The 21,188-nt window shown below is 41.8% G+C and carries 24 protein-coding genes; 19 read left to right on the top strand and 5 right to left on the bottom strand.

The window, feature by feature from the left end:
* Positions 1-8: 8 nt before the first annotated feature.
* The 5 genes from rsmG (at position 9) to MKZ03_RS18855 (ending at position 4,498) form a co-directional block, all read left to right on the top strand.
* A complete protein-coding gene (gene rsmG / locus MKZ03_RS18875) occupies positions 9-728 on the top strand; it encodes a 16S rRNA (guanine(527)-N(7))-methyltransferase RsmG (protein WP_003215161.1) in 720 nt (239 codons plus the stop codon).
* Between the two features lie 105 nt (positions 729-833).
* Positions 834-1,709 carry a nucleoid occlusion protein gene (gene noc / locus MKZ03_RS18870; RefSeq protein WP_034660661.1) on the top strand — a complete coding sequence of 292 codons (876 nt, stop codon included), beginning with the start codon at positions 834-836 and terminating at the stop codon, positions 1,707-1,709.
* Between the two features lie 118 nt (positions 1,710-1,827).
* Entirely contained in the window at positions 1,828-2,652 is an 825-nt protein-coding gene (locus tag MKZ03_RS18865; RefSeq protein ID WP_341032600.1) for an orthopoxovirus pf05708 family protein, read from the top strand.
* Positions 2,653-2,889: 237 nt separating this feature from the next.
* Positions 2,890-3,651, top strand: a complete 762-nt coding sequence (soj, locus tag MKZ03_RS18860; RefSeq protein ID WP_034620351.1) for a sporulation initiation inhibitor protein Soj — start codon at positions 2,890-2,892, stop codon at positions 3,649-3,651.
* Positions 3,644-4,498, top strand: a complete 855-nt coding sequence (locus tag MKZ03_RS18855) for a ParB/RepB/Spo0J family partition protein (RefSeq protein WP_282067633.1) — start codon at positions 3,644-3,646, stop codon at positions 4,496-4,498. The genes soj and MKZ03_RS18855 overlap by 8 nt, the downstream gene beginning before the upstream one ends.
* Positions 4,499-4,523: 25 nt before the next feature.
* Here MKZ03_RS18855 and yyaC read toward each other — a convergent pair whose 3' ends face one another.
* Positions 4,524-5,150 (bottom strand): spore protease YyaC, encoded by a 627-nt coding sequence (gene yyaC / locus MKZ03_RS18850; RefSeq protein WP_034660655.1) that lies wholly within the window; start codon positions 5,148-5,150, stop codon positions 4,524-4,526.
* Between the two features lie 72 nt (positions 5,151-5,222).
* On the opposite strand from yyaC, the gene MKZ03_RS18845 reads away from it, so the two are divergent.
* On the top strand, positions 5,223-6,278 hold the full coding sequence (locus MKZ03_RS18845; protein ID WP_307500633.1) for a YkvI family membrane protein: 1,056 nt from the start codon (positions 5,223-5,225) through the stop codon (positions 6,276-6,278).
* A gap of 25 nt (positions 6,279-6,303) precedes the next feature.
* On the opposite strand, the gene MKZ03_RS18840 is transcribed toward MKZ03_RS18845, so the two are convergent.
* Together MKZ03_RS18840 and MKZ03_RS18835 are read right to left on the bottom strand one after the other, a co-directional pair.
* A complete protein-coding gene (locus MKZ03_RS18840; RefSeq protein WP_060597704.1) occupies positions 6,304-6,714 on the bottom strand; it encodes a hypothetical protein in 411 nt (136 codons plus the stop codon).
* A 15-nt stretch (positions 6,715-6,729) separates the two neighbouring features.
* Positions 6,730-8,049, bottom strand: a complete 1,320-nt coding sequence (locus MKZ03_RS18835; protein WP_060597703.1) for a hypothetical protein — start codon at positions 8,047-8,049, stop codon at positions 6,730-6,732.
* A gap of 294 nt (positions 8,050-8,343) precedes the next feature.
* Between MKZ03_RS18835 and MKZ03_RS18830 the strand changes: the two genes are divergently transcribed.
* From MKZ03_RS18830 to wrbA, 10 genes are all read left to right on the top strand, one after another.
* The gene (locus MKZ03_RS18830) at positions 8,344-8,550 is read left to right on the top strand and encodes a DUF951 domain-containing protein (protein WP_012011910.1); all 207 of its coding nucleotides are present in this window, start codon (positions 8,344-8,346) and stop codon (positions 8,548-8,550) included.
* Between the two features lie 216 nt (positions 8,551-8,766).
* The gene (ychF, locus tag MKZ03_RS18825) at positions 8,767-9,867 is read left to right on the top strand and encodes a redox-regulated ATPase YchF (RefSeq protein ID WP_334750669.1); all 1,101 of its coding nucleotides are present in this window, start codon (positions 8,767-8,769) and stop codon (positions 9,865-9,867) included.
* Positions 9,868-9,975: 108 nt separating this feature from the next.
* On the top strand, positions 9,976-10,263 hold the full coding sequence (gene rpsF, locus MKZ03_RS18820; RefSeq protein ID WP_003215073.1) for a 30S ribosomal protein S6: 288 nt from the start codon (positions 9,976-9,978) through the stop codon (positions 10,261-10,263).
* A 36-nt stretch (positions 10,264-10,299) separates the two neighbouring features.
* A complete protein-coding gene (gene ssbA, locus MKZ03_RS18815) occupies positions 10,300-10,845 on the top strand; it encodes a single-stranded DNA-binding protein SsbA (RefSeq protein ID WP_034660649.1) in 546 nt (181 codons plus the stop codon).
* 40 nt (positions 10,846-10,885) lie between these two features.
* Complete coding sequence (rpsR, locus tag MKZ03_RS18810; protein ID WP_008347556.1) at positions 10,886-11,125, top strand: 30S ribosomal protein S18; 240 nt, start codon at positions 10,886-10,888, stop codon at positions 11,123-11,125.
* A 212-nt stretch (positions 11,126-11,337) separates the two neighbouring features.
* Positions 11,338-12,303, top strand: a complete 966-nt coding sequence (locus MKZ03_RS18805) for an ABC transporter ATP-binding protein (protein ID WP_307500630.1) — start codon at positions 11,338-11,340, stop codon at positions 12,301-12,303.
* A complete protein-coding gene (locus tag MKZ03_RS18800; RefSeq protein ID WP_307500629.1) occupies positions 12,296-13,813 on the top strand; it encodes an ABC transporter permease/substrate-binding protein in 1,518 nt (505 codons plus the stop codon). The genes MKZ03_RS18805 and MKZ03_RS18800 overlap by 8 nt, the downstream gene beginning before the upstream one ends.
* Positions 13,814-14,003: 190 nt before the next feature.
* Positions 14,004-14,975: a ring-cleaving dioxygenase gene (locus tag MKZ03_RS18795; protein WP_341032599.1), complete on the top strand. Its 972-nt coding sequence runs from the start codon at positions 14,004-14,006 to the stop codon at positions 14,973-14,975.
* Positions 14,972-15,580, top strand: a complete 609-nt coding sequence (locus MKZ03_RS18790) for an alpha/beta hydrolase (protein ID WP_341032598.1) — start codon at positions 14,972-14,974, stop codon at positions 15,578-15,580. Before MKZ03_RS18795 ends, MKZ03_RS18790 begins: the two co-directional genes overlap by 4 nt.
* A gap of 72 nt (positions 15,581-15,652) precedes the next feature.
* On the top strand, positions 15,653-16,267 hold the full coding sequence (gene wrbA, locus MKZ03_RS18785) for an NAD(P)H:quinone oxidoreductase (protein WP_189318274.1): 615 nt from the start codon (positions 15,653-15,655) through the stop codon (positions 16,265-16,267).
* A 49-nt stretch (positions 16,268-16,316) separates the two neighbouring features.
* Here wrbA and katX read toward each other — a convergent pair whose 3' ends face one another.
* Entirely contained in the window at positions 16,317-17,906 is a 1,590-nt protein-coding gene (katX, locus tag MKZ03_RS18780; protein ID WP_307500627.1) for a catalase KatX, read from the bottom strand.
* Positions 17,907-18,010: 104 nt separating this feature from the next.
* On the opposite strand from katX, the gene MKZ03_RS18775 reads away from it, so the two are divergent.
* The 3 genes from MKZ03_RS18775 (at position 18,011) to MKZ03_RS18765 (ending at position 20,169) form a co-directional block, all read left to right on the top strand.
* Positions 18,011-18,667 (top strand): hypothetical protein, encoded by a 657-nt coding sequence (locus tag MKZ03_RS18775; protein ID WP_307500626.1) that lies wholly within the window; start codon positions 18,011-18,013, stop codon positions 18,665-18,667.
* A 149-nt stretch (positions 18,668-18,816) separates the two neighbouring features.
* Positions 18,817-19,311, top strand: a complete 495-nt coding sequence (locus MKZ03_RS18770; protein ID WP_060597696.1) for an RNA polymerase sigma factor — start codon at positions 18,817-18,819, stop codon at positions 19,309-19,311.
* A complete protein-coding gene (locus tag MKZ03_RS18765) occupies positions 19,312-20,169 on the top strand; it encodes a DUF3298 and DUF4163 domain-containing protein (protein ID WP_106036341.1) in 858 nt (285 codons plus the stop codon).
* Between the two features lie 47 nt (positions 20,170-20,216).
* Here the strand turns inward: MKZ03_RS18765 and MKZ03_RS18760 are convergent, their stop codons facing one another.
* Complete coding sequence (locus MKZ03_RS18760) at positions 20,217-21,143, bottom strand: manganese-dependent inorganic pyrophosphatase (RefSeq protein ID WP_307500625.1); 927 nt, start codon at positions 21,141-21,143, stop codon at positions 20,217-20,219.
* Positions 21,144-21,188: the final 45 nt, after the last annotated feature.

Here is a 21,188-nt window from a genome sequence, read left to right as displayed (position 1 = left end):
ATGTCGGCATGAACATTGAACAATTTACAGCAGCACTAGAGGAGAAAGGGATGACTCTTTCTCCTGTGCAGCTTGAACAATTTGAAACTTACTTCCGCATGCTTGTAGAATGGAATGAGAAAATGAATTTGACGTCCATTACTGAAAAGGAAGAAGTGTATTTAAAGCATTTTTATGATTCCATTTCCGCATCATTTTTCATTGATTTTCACAAAGTGACGACGATTTGCGATATTGGAGCTGGTGCTGGTTTTCCGAGCATTCCTCTTAAAATTTGCTTCCCTCATCTACATGTGACCATTGTTGATTCTCTTCAGAAACGAATTACGTTTCTTAATGAGTTAGCAAAAGGGTTAAACTTACAAGATACTACTTTTTATCATGATCGTGCGGAGACGTTTGGACAACGTAAGGAAAAGCGTGAAAGCTATGATCTTGTCACTGCTAGAGCAGTTGCGCGTTTATCTGTATTGAGCGAACTATGTCTGCCCCTTGTAAAAAAAGAAGGGTTGTTTGTGGCATTAAAAGCATCTGCTGCTGATGAAGAAATGCAAGCAGGGAAAAAAGCTGTTACTGTCCTCGGAGGAGAGGTTGTTGAAAAGCATTCCTTTGTTCTTCCTTTAGAAGAAAGCGAACGGAACATCATTGTCATTGAAAAGAAAAAGCAAACACCAAAAAAATATCCTAGAAAACCAGGAACACCTAATAAATCACCAATAGAAGGTTGATCATGTAAAAGGTCGGTTTTTCTTCAATATTTAAGATTTTACAGAAGGAAAAAACATGAGAAAATAGAATTATAAAAAGGTAGTTTTTAAAGGTGGTGTAGGTTCATGAAGCATTCACTCTCACGCTTCTTCGGGCTTGGTGACAAAGAACATCCTGAGCGTGAAACCGAAATAGAGGCAGAGATTGCTGAGCATGATACATTAAAGGAAGAGATACAGGAGCTCCCGGTCGACACAATTATGCCAAACCGTTTTCAGCCACGCACCATTTTTTCAGAAGAAAAGATACATGAGCTGGCCACGACGATTCATACCCATGGCATTATCCAACCTATTGTTGTCAGACCAACAGAAGAAGAAGGTAAATATGAACTGATCGCCGGCGAAAGACGTTGGAGAGCGGTACAGACTCTTCAATGGGAGAAAATCCCCGCTATTATAAAAGACTTTACTGATACGGAAACGGCATCTGTGGCATTGATTGAAAATTTGCAAAGGGAAGAGCTGTCTGCTATTGAAGAGGCTCATGCTTATGCACGTCTTTTAGAGCTTCATGATTTAACACAGGAGGCGCTTGCTCAGCGTTTAGGCAAGGGACAATCAACTGTTGCAAACAAATTAAGACTTTTAAAGTTGCCTGAAGAGGTACAACAGGCCATTTTAGAGAAAAAAATCTCTGAAAGGCATGCACGTTCACTTGTACCCCTAAAGCTTCCAGAATTACAAATCGCGCTATTGCAGGAAATCATCGAAAAGCAGCTGAATGTAAAACAGACTGAAGAGCGTGTAGTGAAAATGCTTGAACAAAAAACAGATCGCAAACCGAAGCCAAAACGTAAGGCGTTTAGTCGTGATACACGAATTGCGATGAATACCATTCGTCAGTCTCTCCATATGGTAGAAGACAGCGGGCTTAAAATAAATACCGAGGAAGAAGAGTTTGAGGAATATATCCAATTAACGATTCGGATTCCTAAATAGAAAAAAGCTGATGAGAGCCACTCGTCAGCTTTTTTTATTGGCCCTACATCACATTTACTTATTATTCATAAATTGGTAAAATATGATTTTCATAGAAGAAAGGAGGTGACATGACTCGATGAAAGTGAAAAAGACGAAATTTGTTATTATTTGTTATTTACTATTTTCTTTTTCTCTTTTTACAAATGAAACAACCATATTTGCTGTGAATTCGCCAACGGCTCCTGCAGAAGAAAGCCCGCTGGACAAAAAAGAACTGAACGTTCTGAAGAAACAAGGTGTTGTTTCTAAGGAGGTCACTTTACAGCAATTAAATCATGAGCATGAGTCTCAGGACGACACAATTGACTTGATTTCAGCTAGCGATGATTTGAAGGACTATGGCTTACAACAAAACAAGCAGGATGAGTTGGTAACGGATGAAAAGCCGCACACCATCAAGCACCTTTTAGGAAAGCCGTATCCTGGTACCGATATTATGCCTAAAAAAGGAGATATATTGGTGACAAGTACTGATGCTTTGAAGGGTATCGTTGGACATGCAGGTATCGTCATTAATGAGAAAAGCTTTGCTTCTATTCCAGGGTTTCGACAGCATCCTCAGCTTGATTCCATTCTTAACTGGTTTCGCTATAATGCCAATACAAAGGTAATTCGAATTAATCAAGAGGAAACAGCAGACCTGGCAGGGGAATGGGCGCACGATTATGTGAAAACTCATCCAAAGGCTCGATACTCCATCACCCTGTCAATTCAATCACTCGATCCGACGTATTGTTCAAAGATTGTGTGGCAGGCCTATGCCAAAACAGGTGACGCTTTGGGACATGCGACATATACCATTAAAACCCCCTACGGATTCTTAAAAAAGAGAAGCTATCATACAGTGACTCCTAAAGTCATTGTGAACGAAGGCCGTAAAATTGGTGGATTACATTTTTGACATGTGCCCCTCACTTTTGATGAAAGTGAGGGTTTTTTATGTTTGTCTTTTCCACCAAAAAGATATATTGATATATTTTTTAATGCGTTTTGGTTCGTCCTTTCATGTACGAAAATAGACATTTGCTGACGAATATATAATGGAGAAACAAAAAAAGCAAACGTTTCATACTTTTTTTGATAGAATAGGAAGTATGAATAAAATGAGAAACTTGTTAAGTTGAAAGTGGGTGACATCGTGGGAAAAATCATAGCGATTACCAACCAGAAGGGCGGCGTCGGGAAGACGACAACTTCTGTTAATTTGAGTGCGTGTTTAGCATACATAGGTAAACGAGTGTTGTTAGTTGATATTGATCCGCAGGGCAATGCCACGAGTGGTATTGGGATTGAGAAGGCCGACGTAGAGAAGTGTGTGTATGATATTTTAGTTGATGATGCAGATGTCCTTGATGTGATTAAGACGACAGAGGTCGAAAATCTTGATGTCATTCCTGCGACGATACAGCTTGCAGGGGCTGAAATAGAGCTTGTGCCTACGATTTCACGTGAAGTGAGATTGAAGAGAGCACTTGAATCTGTTAAGCAAAATTATGATTATATGATTATTGACTGCCCGCCATCACTCGGATTACTGACGATTAATGCGTTAACAGCATCCGATTCCGTTTTAATTCCGGTACAGTGTGAATATTATGCGCTTGAAGGATTGAGCCAATTGTTAAACACAGTGCGTCTCGTGCAGAAACATTTAAATACGGATCTTGCCATTGAAGGTGTCTTGCTGACAATGCTTGATGCACGAACAAATCTTGGGATTCAGGTCATTGAAGAAGTGAAGAAATACTTTAGAGATAAAGTCTATCAGACCGTGATTCCGCGAAATGTGAGACTGAGTGAAGCGCCTAGTCATGGGAAACCGATTATCTTGTATGATCCACGTTCAAGAGGTGCAGATGTCTATTTAGACTTAGCAAAGGAAGTGGATGCGAATGGCTAAAGGTCTTGGAAAGGGTATTAATGCACTATTTAACCATGTAGACTCAAATGAAGAAACGGTCGAAGAAATCAAAATAAAGGATTTGCGTCCGAACCCGTATCAGCCAAGGAAAACGTTTGATGATGATGCATTGTCTGATCTGAAAGAATCAATTCAGCAGCACGGAGTTTTACAACCGATCATTGTCCGTAAATCGATTAAAGGATATGACATTGTAGCAGGCGAACGCCGTTTCCGTGCAGCACAACAAGCTGGTCTGACAACGATTCCTGCGATCGTCAGAGAATTTTCAGAAACGCTGATGAGAGAGATTGCCCTTTTAGAAAACCTGCAGCGCGAGGATTTATCTCCATTAGAAGAAGCGGAAGCCTATGCTTCCTTGCTAGATCACCTCAGTGTGACGCAAGAGGAATTAGCGAAGCGATTAGGGAAGAGCAGACCGCATATTGCGAACCATCTTCGTCTTTTGACTTTACCGGATGAAGTACAAAAGCTGATTGAAGATGGAACGTTGTCGATGGGACATGGAAGAACATTGCTTAGCTTGAAAAACAAAAATAAGCTAGCGCCATTGGTAAAGAAAATCGTGGATGAGGGGTTAAACGTACGCCAGGTTGAGAAACTTGTTCAGCAGTTAAACGAAAATGTTCCACGTGAAACAAAGAAAAAAGAAGCACCAAAGGATCGAGTGTTGAAAGAAAGAGAGTCTTTCTTACAAAACTACTTTGGCACTTCAGTGACGATCAAGAAACAGAAGAAAAAAGGAAAAATTGAGATTGAATTTCTCTCCAACGAAGATTTAGAAAGAATCCTCGAATTGCTTTCTACGAGAGAATCATCAGAGTGACCATCTTGATACGAGATGGTCTTTTTTATATTCTGCCGGTGATATTTTGAATAGGAGCGAAAAGGGACCGATTTTTTTCTCTTGTCCAATCCATTTGATCAATGTGAGATAGACTTTCAGAAAGTGTATTGGCCATAGACATGACAAGATGAAGACGTGTGTTTTGGAGAACGAAGTATTCCATAAAACCGCTCACATTGACGATTCCATTAATATGAATATCTCCTACCTCTGGCAGCTCCTTTTGTACACCCGCCCCAGGCTTTAACGGGCCATCTCCAATTTGGAAGGAGCCTACACTTTTCACTCTTCCTAAACAGGCATCAATTGCTACAATAAACGGATGTTTATGAGCTTGTTCAATTTCAGCGAGCTTTTCTTTTAAATTGACCGCATGAACTGGGTCAGAGAGCGTTCCATATACATGAAGCTTTTTCAAATCCAGACCTGAAAGCTTTGTACCAACAAGTGGACCTAGAGAGTCGCCAGTTGAGCGGTCTGTTCCAATACAAACGATGGCAACGGGTCTTTTTCCTGCTTTCTGAAGATGCGAGAATAAAATACTTTTAAGCTGTTGAATGGCATTTGTATCCGTATGGGACACGTATTCTTTCACCCTATTTCTAAAAAAAAGACCGTTCTTGCTATTCATAGGTCTCACTTCCTTGTCATAGTAGTTAGTAACAGTATACGGAAACAAGCTTAATTCTATACCTATGAGGTGATGATTGTGTGGAAGGCTGGTTCAAGGTGGACGCTTTTAATTTTAGGAAGCTTAATAGGAGCGGGGTATGCTTCCGGCCAAGAAATTTGGCAGTTTTTTGGCATTGATAGCGGACTAGCCATTCTACTGTTTACATTGATGTTTATGCTGTCTACCTATGTGGTGTTGAAAATCAGTTATGAGGTACGTGCCGATCACTTTGTGCCAGTGCTAGAGCGGCTTGTCGGGCCATGGCTGGCTAAAGTGTATGACGTTTTAATTGTCCTTTATTTATTCACGACAACGACAGTCATGATTGCCGGTGGCGGGGTGACACTCGAGATGTATCATGTACCATTTTGGATTGGCATCGGTGCATTTTGTCTGTTTTCATTTATGATTTTTTTCTGGGATGTGAAAGGGCTCTTATCTGTGAATGCTTTCATTATACCAATTTTGGTGGCGGGGCTCATCTATGCGTTTGTTTTTTATTATATGAACCATGATCATATGTGGCGGATTGATTTTGGGCAGCAGTACAATTGGCCTGCCAGCATTGTCTTTGCCTCTTTGAATATATTATCTGTGGTGGCAGTGCTGTCTTCGGTTGGGAAAGAAATGAAGGGGCTTGGAGAGGCCAAAGTGGCGAGTATATTAAGCGGCCTGATTTTTGGGGTCATCTCGTACGTGTATAACGAAATACTGGTTGATATTTCTGGGAGTCTATCACCAGAAGGCATTCCTTTGTTTACAGTATTAGAAGGAGCACCGACATCATTGTTTGTGTTTATGACGGTTGTCCTTTGTCTAGCTATTTATACGACGACAGCTGCAGGTTTATTTGGTCTATCCAGCCGGATGCTCTCTTTTGTACCCTTGCCTCGCTGGCTGGTTGTGCTGGTGATGCTTCTTTTGATGGCGCCTTTAACATCTCTTGGGTTTGCCGATTTGATTGCTTTCTTGTATCCGATATATAGTTTGCTGAATCTTTATTTGCTTGTCTGTTTAATGCTATATCCGATTTTAAGTAAAAAGATATTTTCTCGCTCTAAAAATTATATTGATAAAATAAAATAAGCACCTCTCTTTGTCAGAGCGGTGCTTATTTTATCCGAATAGAATCAATGGCGTCTTTGATATCATCATAGACTGGCATTTGCTTGAGACGCTGAAGTCGTTCCTCTAATTCTGAAATGGCTTGTCCCTTTAAATGCTGGGAGATGTGTTGTTTGACAATGGTCGTCTGGTTGATCATGTCTTCTGTTTTAGACAATTGATACTCCAAGTGCACGCGAGTGTTTGCTAATTCGTCATGAAGCCGCATTTTGAGCAGCCGTTTTAGATCCTTTCGCTGTCCTTCTCTGCGTATGGCCTGAATTGCGGCCATTTCTTCGGGGGACTGCGTCTGTGTTTGCGGTGCCGATTGATTTTCAAATACAGACATGGAGCGGCGGGCACTCACATTTTGCAAGAAACGCTGGGCGTCACTAGGAGGTTTATTTTGATTGATCATGCGATGACTCCTTTCTTAATGAATACCCATTTGCATCGCAAGGCGTCTATCTGCCTTGGCGTAGTCATCACCCATTGTGTACATATGTCTTGAAAGGGTAGAAAGTTCTTGTTCGTAATCTCTCAGGGTGTACAAGGCATTCAGCTGTTTTTCGTGTGAATAAAAGGAGGAATGATGTTGTTCCATCCTCACTTCCTCTACTAGTGCTTCCACATCACTAGGACTTAGTAAATCATAGTGACCAAAGCCGACGAGTCCTTTGAGCTCCTGTTTTACATGCTGGACGGCGTCTTTTACACTTTCATCGATCCCATCGATTTTCTCAAATATAGTGTGTACTTCATGTTCAATCACACTTTGGAGATCGTAGGATGAATTTTTCAGTAAATGGGATTTTATGATAATTTCAAGGCCGCTTTGTGCATATGCACGTCCAGAATGGATTTCTTGCAACAGCATGGCTGTAAAACTTGTATTATGATCAAGCTGTTCATCTAAAATACGGGCAGACCCATCTGTGTGGAATGAATACCCATTTACTTTGTAACTCCCAGAAATAAGAACTAAAAAAGCATTTGTATCAAAGGATTCGTTCCATTCTATATTCATAGAAGCAAATGCTGATTTTAAAAAGGTGTCAATTTCTCTTTTTTTGTATTTAACGGGTTCTTGGACGGCGTCTTGCTGCCGTGGCGGTACAGTATACTTGACTTGACCCACCCCATGATCATGACGATTGAGTAAACCTACATAATGACTAGGTTGAATATATTCAGTCAATATCCGTGTGTATTGACCTTGCTGTGCTTTCTGCTGAATCGCAGGCGACAGACTGCTCCATATATTTGGGCTATCAAAGGTGACGGCTTTTTTGACAGCTGGCTGTTCTGTTGCAACATAAGCACAAACAGCACCGGCAAGGGCTTGTCCAGTGAGATAGATACCTGCATTTGGATGCTGCTGACAGACTTGCTCTATGTATTCCTTTCCTTTAAAAAAGACATGATCTTGATTGCCATCAAGGGACTTCCTTTCAATGGGATAGGCATAATCCGTTTTGAGCAATGACTGTGCCGCGGTGTGTACATCTTGTGGCGAGGTCACCGGCATTTGATTTGGCTGCGGACAGTGAAAAGCGACGATGAACTCGTCTGATTGTTCCGGCTGCATCGTTAAACCATATAATTGATGATCGACCTTGAGAAAATCATGGACAGTGAGCGTTTGCTGACCTATTTCTATCGTATGGTGCTGCTGGTAATTGTCTATGTTTCCAGCATGATCGGATATGATTTTATATTCTTTATCAGTTAATCTATCCTTTCGATTGACCATCGTACCTGCTCCCTCACATAACATTTATGCAGATATCATAAATCAAAAAATATGGAAAAACCACAGCGTTCTACCAATAAAAACCTTTTGACCTACAGTGTTTGTGACAATATTGAAAAAAAGCGGAGTTTAAGTAACTATTGGTCACAAATAAAATGATCTAAAAGAAGGGTTTTTTCTATAAAAAAGAATAGGATGAATGATTGAAAGAGGTTCTTTGTTTTGTACATTGCTCTTCATCGCCGTTTTTTTGTACAATAGATTCAATGAAGTGAGCAAGAGAGGTGAAGGCTGATGGCAGACAAAGCGTTTGGGTTACATGACGTCGTTGAAATGAAGAAACCCCATCCATGTGGTGTCAATCGGTGGAAAGTTATTCGATTGGGCATGGATATTCGTATTAAATGTGAAGGCTGCGGGCACAGCGTGATGATCCCACGAAGAGACTTTGAACGAAAAATGAAGAAAATTCTCGTCAAGCATGAGGAGCCAACTGCTTAAGTAGGCCTCATGCTTTTTTGATGAAATTCGTCTTTTGTATAGAAGAAGCAGGTGTAAATTCGAGTTTTAAAGCACTGATTAATCCTTTTTGGCAATGTTTCTTCTATTGATAATGCATAACGGTTAGCTTGTCTTTTCATGTAAACCTACTTATAATTGCTCTAGGTTCATATTACGCAGTATAACGAGCACGTTTGATATAGAGGAGATGAAAGAATGGCTTTAACAGCTGGTATTGTTGGCTTACCTAACGTCGGGAAGTCAACGCTATTTAATGCAATTACACAGGCTGGAGCGGAGTCTGCTAACTATCCGTTTTGTACCATTGATCCAAACGTCGGAATTGTAGAAGTTCCAGACGAGCGTTTGCAAAAACTAACAGAATTGGTGCAGCCGAAAAAGACAGTTCCGACTGCTTTTGAATTCACTGATATTGCTGGTATTGTCAAAGGGGCTTCTAAAGGTGAAGGTTTAGGGAATAAATTCCTTTCTCACATTCGTCAAGTAGATGCGATCTGTCACGTGGTGAGAGCTTTTGCAGATGATAACATCACACACGTATCAGGTAAGGTTGACCCTGTGTCAGATATCGAAACCATTAATTTAGAATTAATTTTGGCTGATTTAGAAACAGTTGAAAAGCGTTTGGCTCGTGTGAGTAAGCTTGCAAAACAAAAGGATAAGGAAGCGGTAGCTGAATTTGATATTTTGTCGAAGCTAATGGACGCATTTGAAGCTGGGAAATCGGCAAGATCTGTAGAATTTACAGATGAGCAGCAGAAGCTTGTGAAACAGCTTCATTTACTCACATCTAAACCAGTTCTTTATGTAGCAAATGTGAGTGAGGATGAAGTAGCGGATCATGACGGCAACGAATATGTGCAGCAAATCCGTGAGTTTGCTTCTGGTGAAAACGCTGAAGTCATCATCGTTTGTGCGAAGATCGAGTCTGAAATTGCAGAGCTTGAAGGAGAAGAGAAGCAGATGTTCCTTGAAGAGCTTGGCATCAAAGAGTCAGGTCTAGATCAGCTGATTCAAGCATCTTATTCGCTTCTTGGCTTAGCTACTTATTTCACAGCAGGTGAGCAGGAAGTACGCGCTTGGACGTTTAAAAAAGGAATGAAGGCACCGGAATGTGCTGGAATCATTCATACAGACTTCGAGCGTGGATTTATTCGTGCTGAAACGGTTGCATATGAGGATTTACTTGCTGGTGGAAGCATGTCTGCTGCAAAAGAGGCTGGAAAAGTCCGTCTAGAAGGTAAAGAATATGTAGTGAAAGATGGAGACGTCATTCATTTCCGTTTTAATGTATAGGTTCTTGTCATAGGCCGAGTAATTTGTTATAATATACAATTGTGAGTAATATAATTTATTGCTCCTTGCCCGTTTAGGGCCGCTTAGACCAAAAGGAGGTGCAATCAGATGAGAAAGTACGAAGTTATGTACATCATCCGCCCAACAGTTGACGATGAGGCTAAAAAAGCAGTTATCGAGCGTTTCAATAACGTGTTAACTTCTAACGGTGCGGAGATCACTGGAACAAAGGATTGGGGTAAACGTCGTCTTGCATACGAAATCAACGATTTCCGTGAAGGCTTCTACCAAATCGTAAACGTTCAATCTGACGCTGCAGCAGTTCAAGAATTTGACCGCTTAGCTAAGATCAGTGACGATATCATTCGCCACATTGTTGTTAAAGAAGAAGTATAAATCATTGAAATATATATTTAAAGGTGGTCTTTCAATATGCTAAACCGTGTTGTATTGGTCGGAAGACTAACAAAAGACCCTGAGCTTCGCTACACGCCTAATGGTGCGGCTGTAGCCACGTTTACTCTAGCTGTGAATCGTACGTTTACGAATCAATCTGGAGAGCGTGAAGCCGATTTCATTAACTGTGTTACTTGGAGAAGACAAGCCGAGAACGTGGCTAATTTCTTGAAAAAAGGAAGTCTTGCCGGTGTAGACGGTCGTTTGCAGACAAGAAACTATGAAAATCAGCAAGGACAGCGTGTCTTCGTGACAGAGGTTCAAGCTGAAAGTGTTCAATTTCTTGAGCCTAAGAGCGGCGGTGCTGGTTCAGGTGGATACAGCGGCGGTGGCAATAGCGGAGGCCAGTATTATGGCGGTAGCCAAAACGATCAGAATCCATTCGGAAATGAACCAAATCAAAATCCATATGGCAATCAGAGCAACCAACAAAATCGTAATCAGGGAAATAGCTTCAATGATGACCCATTTGCGAATGATGGTAAACCGATTGACATCTCCGATGATGATTTGCCATTCTAATTGATCTGAAAAATTGACTAAAGGAAAGGTGTGAAAACAAATGGCAGGTGGACGCAGAGGCGGTCGTGCGAAACGTCGTAAGGTATGTTTCTTTACTTCTAACGGTATCACGCACATCGATTACAAAGATGTTGATCTTCTTAGAAAGTTTGTTTCTGAGCGTGGTAAAATTTTACCTCGTCGTGTAACAGGAACTAGCGCTAAGTATCAACGTAAATTGACATTAGCGATTAAAAAATCACGTCAAATGGCATTACTTCCATACGTTACTGGTGAGTAAGTCGTTGACTTAAAAGCGGAGAGCCTCGAGCTCTTCGCTTTTTTTATTTGTCTCACTAAGAATCTCATCCGAATTGGCTAGAGCTGTTTTTGGCGGGCATCCTAGGGGAAGTATGTAAAAGAGAGAGAAAGTGACAGTTTGTTCTATACAAATACGGGGTCAATCTGTCATATTGATAGTCTAGAAAATAATTGCAGTCAGGGCGTGGGAAGATGATTGAATTTAAGAAGGTATCGATGCAATTTTCTGATGAGCGCTATGCCGTTCAATCGGTTGATTTAGAGATTCAGAAAGGTGAATTTTTTGTATTTATTGGACCTAGTGGAAGCGGGAAAACGACGACATTGAAAATGATCAATCGTCTCATTTCTTCTACAGAAGGTGAGATTTACATAAAAGGTCAAAAAATAAATGATTATGATATGTATGAGCTGCGCTGGGATATTGGGTATGTTCTGCAGCAAATTGCTCTTTTTCCTCATATGACCATTGAAGAAAATATCGCCGTGGTGCCAGAGCTCAAACAGTGGAGCCGGAAAAAGACCAATAAGCGGGTGGATGAATTGATGCAGATGGTTGGGCTTGATCCTGCTATGTATCGACATCGAAAGCCATCAGAGCTGTCTGGTGGACAGCAGCAGCGTGTCGGTGTGGCACGTGCACTTGCAGCTGATCCTGAGATTGTCCTGATGGATGAACCCTTTAGTGCGTTAGATCCACTAACGAGGGAGAAATTGCAGGATGATCTGCTTGATTTGCAGCGCCGTATTCAAAAGACCATTGTCTTCGTGACGCATGATATGCAGGAAGCGATGAGGCTTGGTGATCGAATTTGTATCATGAAGGAAGGGAAAGTGGTGCAGATTGGTCGTCCAGAGGAATTGGTTCAACACCCAGTCAATGCCTTTGTTCGGGAGTTTGTGTCAGGGGCTGCTCGCCATGTGGAGCATCAAGCGTTTGAGCTAGAGGCCATGGCTAGACCAATGGCTCATGAGGCTCTTTTAGGCTATGAAGCGATCACAGCCCATGCCACGCTGGATGATGTCTTATCCCAATTGGCAAAGCATGAGGAATTGGCTGTTGAAAAGGATGGGGAGCGAATTGGACTAGTGAATCGTCAAGCGGTGATTCAGTTTTTAGCTGATTCTCCTAGAGAGAGGGGCGAGTCACATGAATGATTGGATCAGTGTGTTATTGGACCGAAAAGAACAATTGGGACACGCCTTACTTGAGCATATTCAAATTTCTTTTATTGCTTTATTTTTAGCGATTTTGATTGCCATTCCATTAGGTATCTATTTAACGAGGGTGCCAAAGCTTGCAGAGTGGGTGATTGGGGTGACGGCGGTTTTGCAAACAATTCCGTCGCTTGCGCTGCTTGGCTTGTTGATTCCTCTCGTTGGGATTGGGCAAGTGCCTGCCATTATTGCACTTGTCGTCTATGCCTTACTCCCTATTTTAAGAAATACATATACAGGCATTCAGGAGGTCGACCCTTCCCTGAGAGAAGCGGCGCTTGCCATGGGAATGAATCACCGCAAACGGTTATTAAAGGTGGAGCTGCCTTTGGCCATGCCAGTCATCATGGCAGGTATCAGAACCGGGATGGTTCTCATTGTGGGAACTGCCACTCTTGCCGCACTGATCGGAGCTGGGGGGTTAGGAAGTCTGATTTTGCTGGGAATTGATCGAAATGATATGTCGCTCATTGTCATTGGCGCTATACCAGCTGCCTTACTCGCACTCTTATTTGATGTGGTGCTGCGCACTTTTGAGAAAATCTCTTTTAAAAAGACTGTGATCTCTGTGACGGTTTTTGCTGTGATTGCAGGAGCAGTTGTCGCGGGCCCATTACTGTTTCAACAAGAAAAGAAAGAAATCACCATCGGTGGAAAGTTAGGATCAGAGCCTGAAATCCTGATCTCGATGTATAAGCTTTTAATTGAACAGGATACGGATATTCAAGTCAATCTTAAGCCTGGTCTTGGCAAGACGTCCTTTGTTTTTCAAGCTTTACGGTCTGGTGATATTGATATTTATCCTGAGTTTACCGGTACTGCGATTTCTGAGTTCCTCAAACAAACAGCGAAAAGCACAGATAAAGAAAAAGTGTATGAGCAAGCGCGGCGTGGTTTGGAATCATCATTTCAGCTCCGCCTTCTTGAGCCGATGGCTTACAACAATACGTATGCTTTAGCTGTGCCTCAGTCGCTGGCTGATCAATATGATGTATCCAATATTTCAGATCTAGGCAAGATCAAGAATCGCATAAAGGCTGGCTTCACGTTGGAATTTTCTGATCGACAGGATGGGTATCTAGGTATTCAAAAGACCTATCAATTTTCCTTTGACGATGTGGTGACGATGGAACCGAAGCTTCGGTATCGAGCGATTCAAAAAGGAGATATCAATTTAGTCGATGCGTATTCGACAGACAGTGAATTGAGGGAATACAAATTAAAGGTGCTTGATGATGATCAGCATGTTTTCCCGCCATATCAAGGAGCACCGCTTCTAAGACAGGAGACATTAACTGAGTTCCCTGAGATCGAGACCTCTCTCAATAAGCTTGGTGGTCAAATCACAGATGATGAGATGAGAGAAATGAATTATGAAGTAAATGTGAAAGGTAAGGATGCATTTCAGGTTGCGAAAGCCTATTTAAAAAAGAAAAAATTACTGCAATAATCAAGGAAGAGCAGGTCTGTTATGTAAAAAGCAGACCTGCTTTTTTAAAAGGGAAAACAAAAACCGTTGACATTTATTTAAAAACATCATATCCTTAATTCGAGATAAATATATTTTTTGATTTAATATCTCGAATTCGAGATAATATAAAGGCGTCAGTAAAGACATAATGAATAGAGGTTTGTACTTCATGATGAGGAGGTCATTAGAAGTGAAGAAAACAGAAGGAATTCACCATATCACAGCAATTGTAGGGCATCCTCAGGAGAACGTTGATTTTTATGCAGGTGTTTTAGGACTTCGTCTCGTGAAGAAGACCGTTAATTTTGATGATCCGGGTACGTACCATTTATATTTTGGAAATGAAGGGGGATCTCCGGGGACGATTATCACGTTTTTCCCATGGCCAGGTGCACAAAAGGGACAAATTGGCGCAGGTCAAGTGGGCGTGACGACATATGTCGTACCGCCAGGCGCTTTCTCTTTCTGGAAGGAACGTCTTGAGCAGTTTGATATTTCTTATGAAATGGTTGAACGTTTTGATGAAGCCTTTCTCTCACTTGAAGATCCACACGGCTTGTTGATTGAGCTAGTAGAACGTGCGGAGGGAAAACAAAATGAGTGGACTTTTAACGGGGTCACACCAGATGTCGCGATAAAAGGATTTGGCGGAGCTGTTTTGTTAACATCACAGCCGGAGCAAACGATGCAGCTGCTAGAACAAACAATGGGTTTTGAACGAGTTGGAGCAGAAGAGGACTATGTGAGATTCCGTTCGTTTGGTGAGATAGGCAATGTGATTGATGTGAACAAGACACCTGTTGCACGCGGACGTATGGGTGTTGGGGTTGTGCATCATATTGCATGGAGAGCGACAGATGATCAGGATCAATTAGATTGGCAAAGACATATTGCGCAAAGCGGGTATCAAGTGACACCTGTGCAAGATCGAAATTACTTCAATGCTATTTATTTTAGAGAGCTTGGCGGCATATTATTTGAAATTGCGACTGATCCTCCAGGGTTTGCACACGATGAATCAGTGGAAACAATGGGTGAAGCATTGAAACTGCCACCGCAATATGAGGCGCAGCGCAGTCAGATTGAACAAATTGTGCTGCCAATAGAAGTGAGAGAGATTAAAGGGAAAGGAGATTCATGATGAAGCATCTTTTTCGAAAAGGAAAGAATGAACAAAGACCTGTTTTGTTATTATTGCATGGTACTGGCGGGACGGAAGAAGATTTATTGCCGCTTGCCGATTTAGTAGATGCTGACGCATCCGTTCTTAGTGTAAGAGGAAATGTGTTGGAAAACGGTATGCCGCGCTTTTTCAGGCGTTTGGCAGAGGGTGTATTTGATGAGCAGAATTTAATTGAGCGTACAGAGGAACTATATACATTTATCGGAGAAGCAGCAGATGAATATGGGTTCGATCGTCACAATGTGGTGGCTATCGGATATTCTAATGGGGCAAACATTGCTGGAAGTCTTTTATTCCATTACGAGGATGCGTTAAAAGGAGCTATCCTGCATCATCCAATGGTCCCAAGACGCGGGGTTTCATTGCCTTCATTAGCGGGGAAACAAGTCTTTATAGCAGCTGGTAAAAATGACCCAATGTGCCGTCCAGAGGAATCACAGGAGCTCGAGCAATTGCTGCAAGGCGCAGGCGCTTCAGTTACGCTTCATTGGGAAAATCGCGGACATCAGCTAACGAGAGAAGAAGTCGATGCTGCGGCATTATGGTATCGTCGTCAATTTTAATGAAGGTGGGGAATACAGGTGGGATTTTTACAGAAGCTTTTTGGGCAAACCAAACAAAAGGAGATGGAACAAATGGAAAACGTAAAATTAGCGATTATTTATTATAGTTCAACAGGTACAAACTATCAGATGGCAAAATGGGCTGAAGCTGGAGCGAAAGAAGCTGGCGCAGAAGTGAAGGTATTAAAGGTTGCTGAATTGGCACCAGAATCAGTTGTGGCATCAAATCCAGCATGGAAAGCACACTTAGACGAAACAAAGGATGTCCCAGAGGTTCAATTAAGTGATTTAGAGTGGGCAGATGCCATCATCTTTAGCATGCCGACACGTTTCGGTAACTTACCGGCTCAAATGAAGCAATTCTTAGATACAACTGGCGGCTTATGGTTTCAAGGAAAATTGGCAAACAAAGCAGTGAGTGCGATGACCTCTGCACAAAACCCAAATGGCGGGCAGGAACAGACCATTCTTAGCCTTTACACAACGATGTTCCACTGGGGAGCGATTATTGCCGCTCCTGGATACACAGATGACTCATTATACGGTGCAGGGGGCAACCCTTACGGCGTGAGTGTCACTGTTGATCAAAATGGAAAGATCCAAGAGGATGCAGAAGCTGCTGCAAAACATCAGGCAAAACGTACAGTCAATGTGGCAGAATGGATCAAAAAAGGTCAAAACGCTTAATCGATGGATACAAAAAAGAATGCAGCCTAGGCGCTGCATTCTTTTTTATTTAATAAGGATCTGAAGGTGTGCTGTTGTTAATCGCTTCGTTTACGGCTTGTGCGGCGCCTGTAGAGCCTATAGGTCCGCTTGGCTGTTCTTGTTTGAAGGCTTTTAAGCCGTCAGCGACACGCTTTCCGTAATCAGGGTCAGCCTTTGTAAAGTTTTCGATCATTTGCTCTTGAATGTTCTTTTGACAGGTCGCAAGGGTGTTGATTAAGTTCTTAATCAGTTCCTCACGTTCCCAATCATTGAAGCGGCGATACGTTTCTCCGGCTTGGCCAAAGTTGTTCGGGCGGTCAATGGCTTCTCGTTTGACGTCACCCTCTACAAAAGGCGTATGATCTTTTCCATCCTGCTTGGCTTCTTTTAATCCGCCGAGGATCGATGGTTCATAATTCACATGAGGGTTTTGCTCTTTGCCTTGATCGACATGGTATTCCATTTGCCCATCTCTTTGATTCGTGGCCACATGCTTTTTCGGTGCATTGATCGGCAGCTGTAAATAGTTTGGCCCCACACGATATCGCTGCGTGTCAGAATAGGAGAAGGTGCGCCCTTGAAGCAACTTATCATCTGAGAAATCCAAACCGTCTACGAGAACGCCAGTCCCAAAGGCGACCTGCTCGACTTCTGCGAAATAATTTTCTGGATTTTTGTTTAACACCATTCGTCCAATCGGTTTCCATGGATAGTCATCCTTGTACCAAAGCTTTGTCGGATCAAGTGGGTCAAAGTCAAGGTGAGGATGGGCATCATCTTCCATGATCTGCGCATATACCTCCCATTCAGGATGATCTCCTTGCTCAATGGCTTCATACAAATCCTGTGTGGCATGATTAAAGTTTTCTCCTTGAATCGCTTGAGCTTGTTCTTGCGTCAGGTTGCGAATGCCTTGCTTCGGTTCAAAGTGATATTTGACCAGCACTGCTTTTCCTTCATGGTTCACCCATTTGTAGGCATGGACACCTGAGCCTTGCATGTGCCGATAGGTTGCGGGGATGCCCCATGGTGAAAAGAGAAATGTCACCATATGCGTCGCTTCAGGTGATTGCGAGACGAAGTCAAAAATACGCTCGCCGTCTTGACGGTTGGTGACAGGATCAGGCTTAAAGGCATGAACCAAATCAGGGAATTTCAAAGCATCTCGGATAAAGAAAATTTTGAGGTTGTTCCCCACGAGATCCCAGTTGCCTTCTTCTGTATAAAATTTAATCGCAAATCCTCTAGGGTCACGCAATGTTTCTGGTGAATGACCGCCGTGAATCACAGAAGAAAAACGAACGAAAACAGGTGTCTTTTTTCCTTTTTCCTGAAATAATTTTGCCCTTGTATAAGTGGAAATGGGTTCGTCACCGAATGTGCCATAGGCTTCAAAATAACCGTGAGCTCCGGCCCCGCGCGCATGGACGACACGTTCAGGAATGCGTTCACGATCAAAATGACTAATTTTCTCTAGGAAATCGTAGTTTTCAAGCGTAGTTGGTCCTCTATTCCCAACGGTTCTCATATTTTGATTGTCTGTTACGGGATGACCTTGCCGATTTGTTAAAGTGTCTTCTGACTCTGAAGATGGTTTAGGGTGTTGTTCTTCTTTCAATTAAATCCCTCCTTCAATATTTCCCTAACAATATGGTCATCATGCTCCCTATTTCATACAAGGATTGATATAATGATTGAAAACTTTCACGAGGAGCGAACCTGATGATTCGATTACACTGCCTTCACGCCCATCCGTCCAATCAGTCATATATAGAAAATGTTTTTGGCGATACCGATATTGCGCTTTATCACACGGTCGATTCATCATTTATAGAACGCGCTACACAAGATCCCACTTTTGATCAACACAAGCAGCAAGCCTATGCTATCAACAGGCTGATGCAAGAGGGTGAAGCCGATCTCATTCTGCTCACGTGTACACAATACATTGCCGCTTTGGGAGATCAGCAGCATCTTTTTAAACAACCGATTGTTCCGATCGATGAACCGTTATTTGAGCTGATTTGTCAGGGAAAAGGGCCTCTTCAACTTGTGTTTTCAAACCCGGATACAGTGGAAGGGACGATGAAGCGGCTTAAATCATATGCAAAAGAGCACGGCAAACAGATTGATGCAGAAGTTATGGTGATGGAGGATGTCTTTCACCTTTGCCTAAATGGTGATATGCAGGCTTATGAGGAGCAAATCAAAAAGCAACTTAGAAGATGTATGAAAAAAAGCGGAGATATTTGCGTGATGCAGCTATCGATGGTCCATGCGGCACAGCAGATGGAAGAGGAGACAGGCGTTCCGATCATTCATCCGCTTTCTCCACTTAAACAGTTTGTCCATCAAACAATATCTGCTTTGAAAGAGTGAACCTGTCTGGTTCGCTCTTTTTGTATAGAAACGGAAATGGGATGACATGTTAAAAAAATAACCGAGCGCAAACTATTTTCCAAAGGCGCGCGTCTATCCATTGTAAGAAATAACCGATGCGCATTTAAGATAAAGGAGCTCTTTGTAAAATGAAGAAACGAAAGATTGAGGATCAATTTGCTGATTACGTAATGGAGCATAAACACAGTTTTTATCGATTGTCCTATAGTTATGTCAAAAACCCAGAGGATGCGATGGATGTCGTTCAAGAGGCGATTCATAAAGCACTCAAATCTGTTCACCGATTAGAGGATGCGACCAAGATGCATAGCTGGTTTTATAAAATCGTGGTGAACGCTGCCCTAGACTTTTTACGAAAGAAGAAGCGGGTGCAAGTGACAGATGATGACACACTCGAATTCTTGTCAAAGGGTGAGTCAGATGTCTATGAGGATCAAGATGTCAGACGAGCCATAGAGGATTTGCCTGAGATGTACCGGGTTATCATCATTTTGAGATTCTTTGAAGATTTAAAATTAGAGGACATCGCCCATATTCTCGAAGAAAACGAAAACACCATCAAAACAAGATTATATAAGGCGTTGCGGCTTTTAAAAGTAGAATTATCGCAGGAGGAAATATAAATGGATAAGCATTTGGAACAGTTAAAAGAGGAATATTTAGAAATCCCTATTCCACCGGAATATGATGCTATGGTTGAACGGACATTGAAACGAAAAAATAAAAAACCTCATTTTCAGCAATGGACCATCGGACTTGTTGCTGCGGCTGCTCTATTTGTCACGACAGTTAATGTCAGTCCACAGGCGGCAAGAGCCATTTCAGAGGTGCCTGTCATTGGCGAGCTGGTGAAAGTCGTGACATTCACAGAATTTAAAAAGAGCGATCAAGGAACGAATATTGACCTTAAAACACCACACGTTTCAGGGCTTGGGGACGGAAAATTACAAGACAGCCTGAATCAAAAATATTTAGCTGAAAACAAAAAGCTGTATCAAGATTTTGAAAAGGAAACAAAGGGTTATAAAAATGGTCATTTAAGTGTAGAGAGCGGATATGAAGTGAGAACGAACAATGACCAAATTCTCTCACTAGGTCGATACAAGGTGACGACTCAAGCTTCTGCGGCAGAGGAAATGACGTATGATACGGTGGATAAGAAAAATCATGTACTGATTACATTACCAAGCTTGTTTAAAGATGACCGGTATATAGATGTCATTAGTGAAAATATTAAAGATCAAATGAAGAAACAAATGAAAGAGGATTCAAATAAGATTTACTGGATTGGCAAGCAAGATATGGCGGATCCATTTAAGAAAATTAAGCCGGATCAAAGCTTCTATATCAATTCAAAAGGCAAACTGGTGATTTCCTTTAATGAATATGATGTGGCACCTGGTTACATGGGTGTAGTTGAATTCACGATTCCAACAAGTGTGCTAAAGGATATTCTTGTCAGCGATATGTACATTCATTAAAAGAAGAAAAAAGACTGCTGAACATGTCAGCAGTCTTGTTGTATTGATTAAGAAAGTGCATCTGTTAGTGCAGGTACCACTTGTTTCTTTCTTGATACAACACCTTTTAGTAAAGCGGTGTTGTTTTCAAGTGTGACGTTAAATGCTTTTTCTACTTTTGCAGCTTCTGCACCGAGTGCAAGAGCAAGGGAGTCATTTTCTAAGATGTCTGTGATCACTAGAACGAATAGATCAAGACCTTTCGCTGCGATGACTTCATTGATTTTCGCTTCAATGTCAGCCTGTCTTGCTGTTACTTCCGCGATATCTACTGTATTAACTTGCGCAATTTCCACTTTGCTATTGCCTAGTGCAAATTCTTTTGCATCAATTGTAATTAATTCTTGAACCGTTTTTTGGCTTAGGTCAGCGCCAGCTTTCAGCATGTCTAGGCCGTAAACTTCTGGATCTACCCCTGCAATTTCAGCTAGCTCATGCGCAGCATCAATGTCTTGCTGTGTGCATGTTGGGGATTTGAATAGCAAGGAATCAGAAATGATTGCAGATAAAAGCAAACCAGCGATTTCTTTTTCAATCTTCACTTGGTTCTCTTTGTACATTTTGTTTAAGATTGTTGCTGTACAGCCAACAGGCTCAGCGCGATAGTAAAGAGGTTCACTTGTTTCAAAGTTGGCAATACGGTGATGATCAATAACCTCAGTCACTTGTACTTGATCAATATCGCTTACACTTTGTTGGAATTCGTTATGATCGACAAGAATGACTTGCTTTGTTTCGTTTGCAGCCGTTTCAATGAAACGAGGTGCTTCTTGTTTAAAGAAATCTAATGCGTATTGTGTTTCTCCATTGATTTCTCCAAGTCTGACCGCTTCTGCCTGAACGCCGATTTTGTTTTTCAGATCAGCGTAAGCGATAGCAGAGCAAATCGTGTCTGTGTCAGGGTTTTTGTGTCCGAATACGAGTGTTTTTCCCATGTGAATTCTCCTTCTTACATTTATTGATGATGTTTCTATTCTAAC

This window comes from Bacillus sp. FSL R5-0431, from assembly GCF_038002985.1.
In the GTDB taxonomy this organism is placed as follows: Bacteria; Bacillota; Bacilli; order Bacillales; family Bacillaceae; genus Bacillus.
Note: the sequence above shows the minus strand (reverse complement) of the source record. Positions and strands in the feature narration are given on the sequence as shown.

Bases quoted from the DNA above. Each gene is read 5' to 3' on its own strand.
- rsmG (WP_003215161.1), top strand. From the start codon at position 9: ATGAACATTGAACAATTTACAGCAGCACTAGAGGAGAAAGGGATGACT.
- noc (WP_034660661.1), top strand. From the start codon at position 834: ATGAAGCATTCACTCTCACGCTTCTTCGGGCTTGGTGACAAAGAACAT.
- MKZ03_RS18865 (WP_341032600.1), top strand. From the start codon at position 1,828: ATGAAAGTGAAAAAGACGAAATTTGTTATTATTTGTTATTTACTATTT.
- MKZ03_RS18855 (WP_282067633.1), top strand. From the start codon at position 3,644: ATGGCTAAAGGTCTTGGAAAGGGTATTAATGCACTATTTAACCATGTA.
- yyaC (WP_034660655.1), bottom strand. From the start codon at position 5,150: ATGAATAGCAAGAACGGTCTTTTTTTTAGAAATAGGGTGAAAGAATAC.
- MKZ03_RS18845 (WP_307500633.1), top strand. From the start codon at position 5,223: ATGATTGTGTGGAAGGCTGGTTCAAGGTGGACGCTTTTAATTTTAGGA.
- MKZ03_RS18840 (WP_060597704.1), bottom strand. From the start codon at position 6,714: ATGATCAATCAAAATAAACCTCCTAGTGACGCCCAGCGTTTCTTGCAA.
- MKZ03_RS18835 (WP_060597703.1), bottom strand. From the start codon at position 8,049: ATGGTCAATCGAAAGGATAGATTAACTGATAAAGAATATAAAATCATA.
- MKZ03_RS18830 (WP_012011910.1), top strand. From the start codon at position 8,344: ATGGCAGACAAAGCGTTTGGGTTACATGACGTCGTTGAAATGAAGAAA.
- ychF (WP_334750669.1), top strand. From the start codon at position 8,767: ATGGCTTTAACAGCTGGTATTGTTGGCTTACCTAACGTCGGGAAGTCA.
- rpsF (WP_003215073.1), top strand. From the start codon at position 9,976: ATGAGAAAGTACGAAGTTATGTACATCATCCGCCCAACAGTTGACGAT.
- ssbA (WP_034660649.1), top strand. From the start codon at position 10,300: ATGCTAAACCGTGTTGTATTGGTCGGAAGACTAACAAAAGACCCTGAG.
- rpsR (WP_008347556.1), top strand. From the start codon at position 10,886: ATGGCAGGTGGACGCAGAGGCGGTCGTGCGAAACGTCGTAAGGTATGT.
- MKZ03_RS18805 (WP_307500630.1), top strand. From the start codon at position 11,338: ATGATTGAATTTAAGAAGGTATCGATGCAATTTTCTGATGAGCGCTAT.
- MKZ03_RS18800 (WP_307500629.1), top strand. From the start codon at position 12,296: ATGAATGATTGGATCAGTGTGTTATTGGACCGAAAAGAACAATTGGGA.
- MKZ03_RS18795 (WP_341032599.1), top strand. From the start codon at position 14,004: ATGATGAGGAGGTCATTAGAAGTGAAGAAAACAGAAGGAATTCACCAT.
- MKZ03_RS18790 (WP_341032598.1), top strand. From the start codon at position 14,972: ATGATGAAGCATCTTTTTCGAAAAGGAAAGAATGAACAAAGACCTGTT.
- wrbA (WP_189318274.1), top strand. From the start codon at position 15,653: ATGGAAAACGTAAAATTAGCGATTATTTATTATAGTTCAACAGGTACA.
- MKZ03_RS18775 (WP_307500626.1), top strand. From the start codon at position 18,011: ATGATTCGATTACACTGCCTTCACGCCCATCCGTCCAATCAGTCATAT.
- MKZ03_RS18770 (WP_060597696.1), top strand. From the start codon at position 18,817: ATGAAGAAACGAAAGATTGAGGATCAATTTGCTGATTACGTAATGGAG.
- MKZ03_RS18765 (WP_106036341.1), top strand. From the start codon at position 19,312: ATGGATAAGCATTTGGAACAGTTAAAAGAGGAATATTTAGAAATCCCT.
- MKZ03_RS18760 (WP_307500625.1), bottom strand. From the start codon at position 21,143: ATGGGAAAAACACTCGTATTCGGACACAAAAACCCTGACACAGACACG.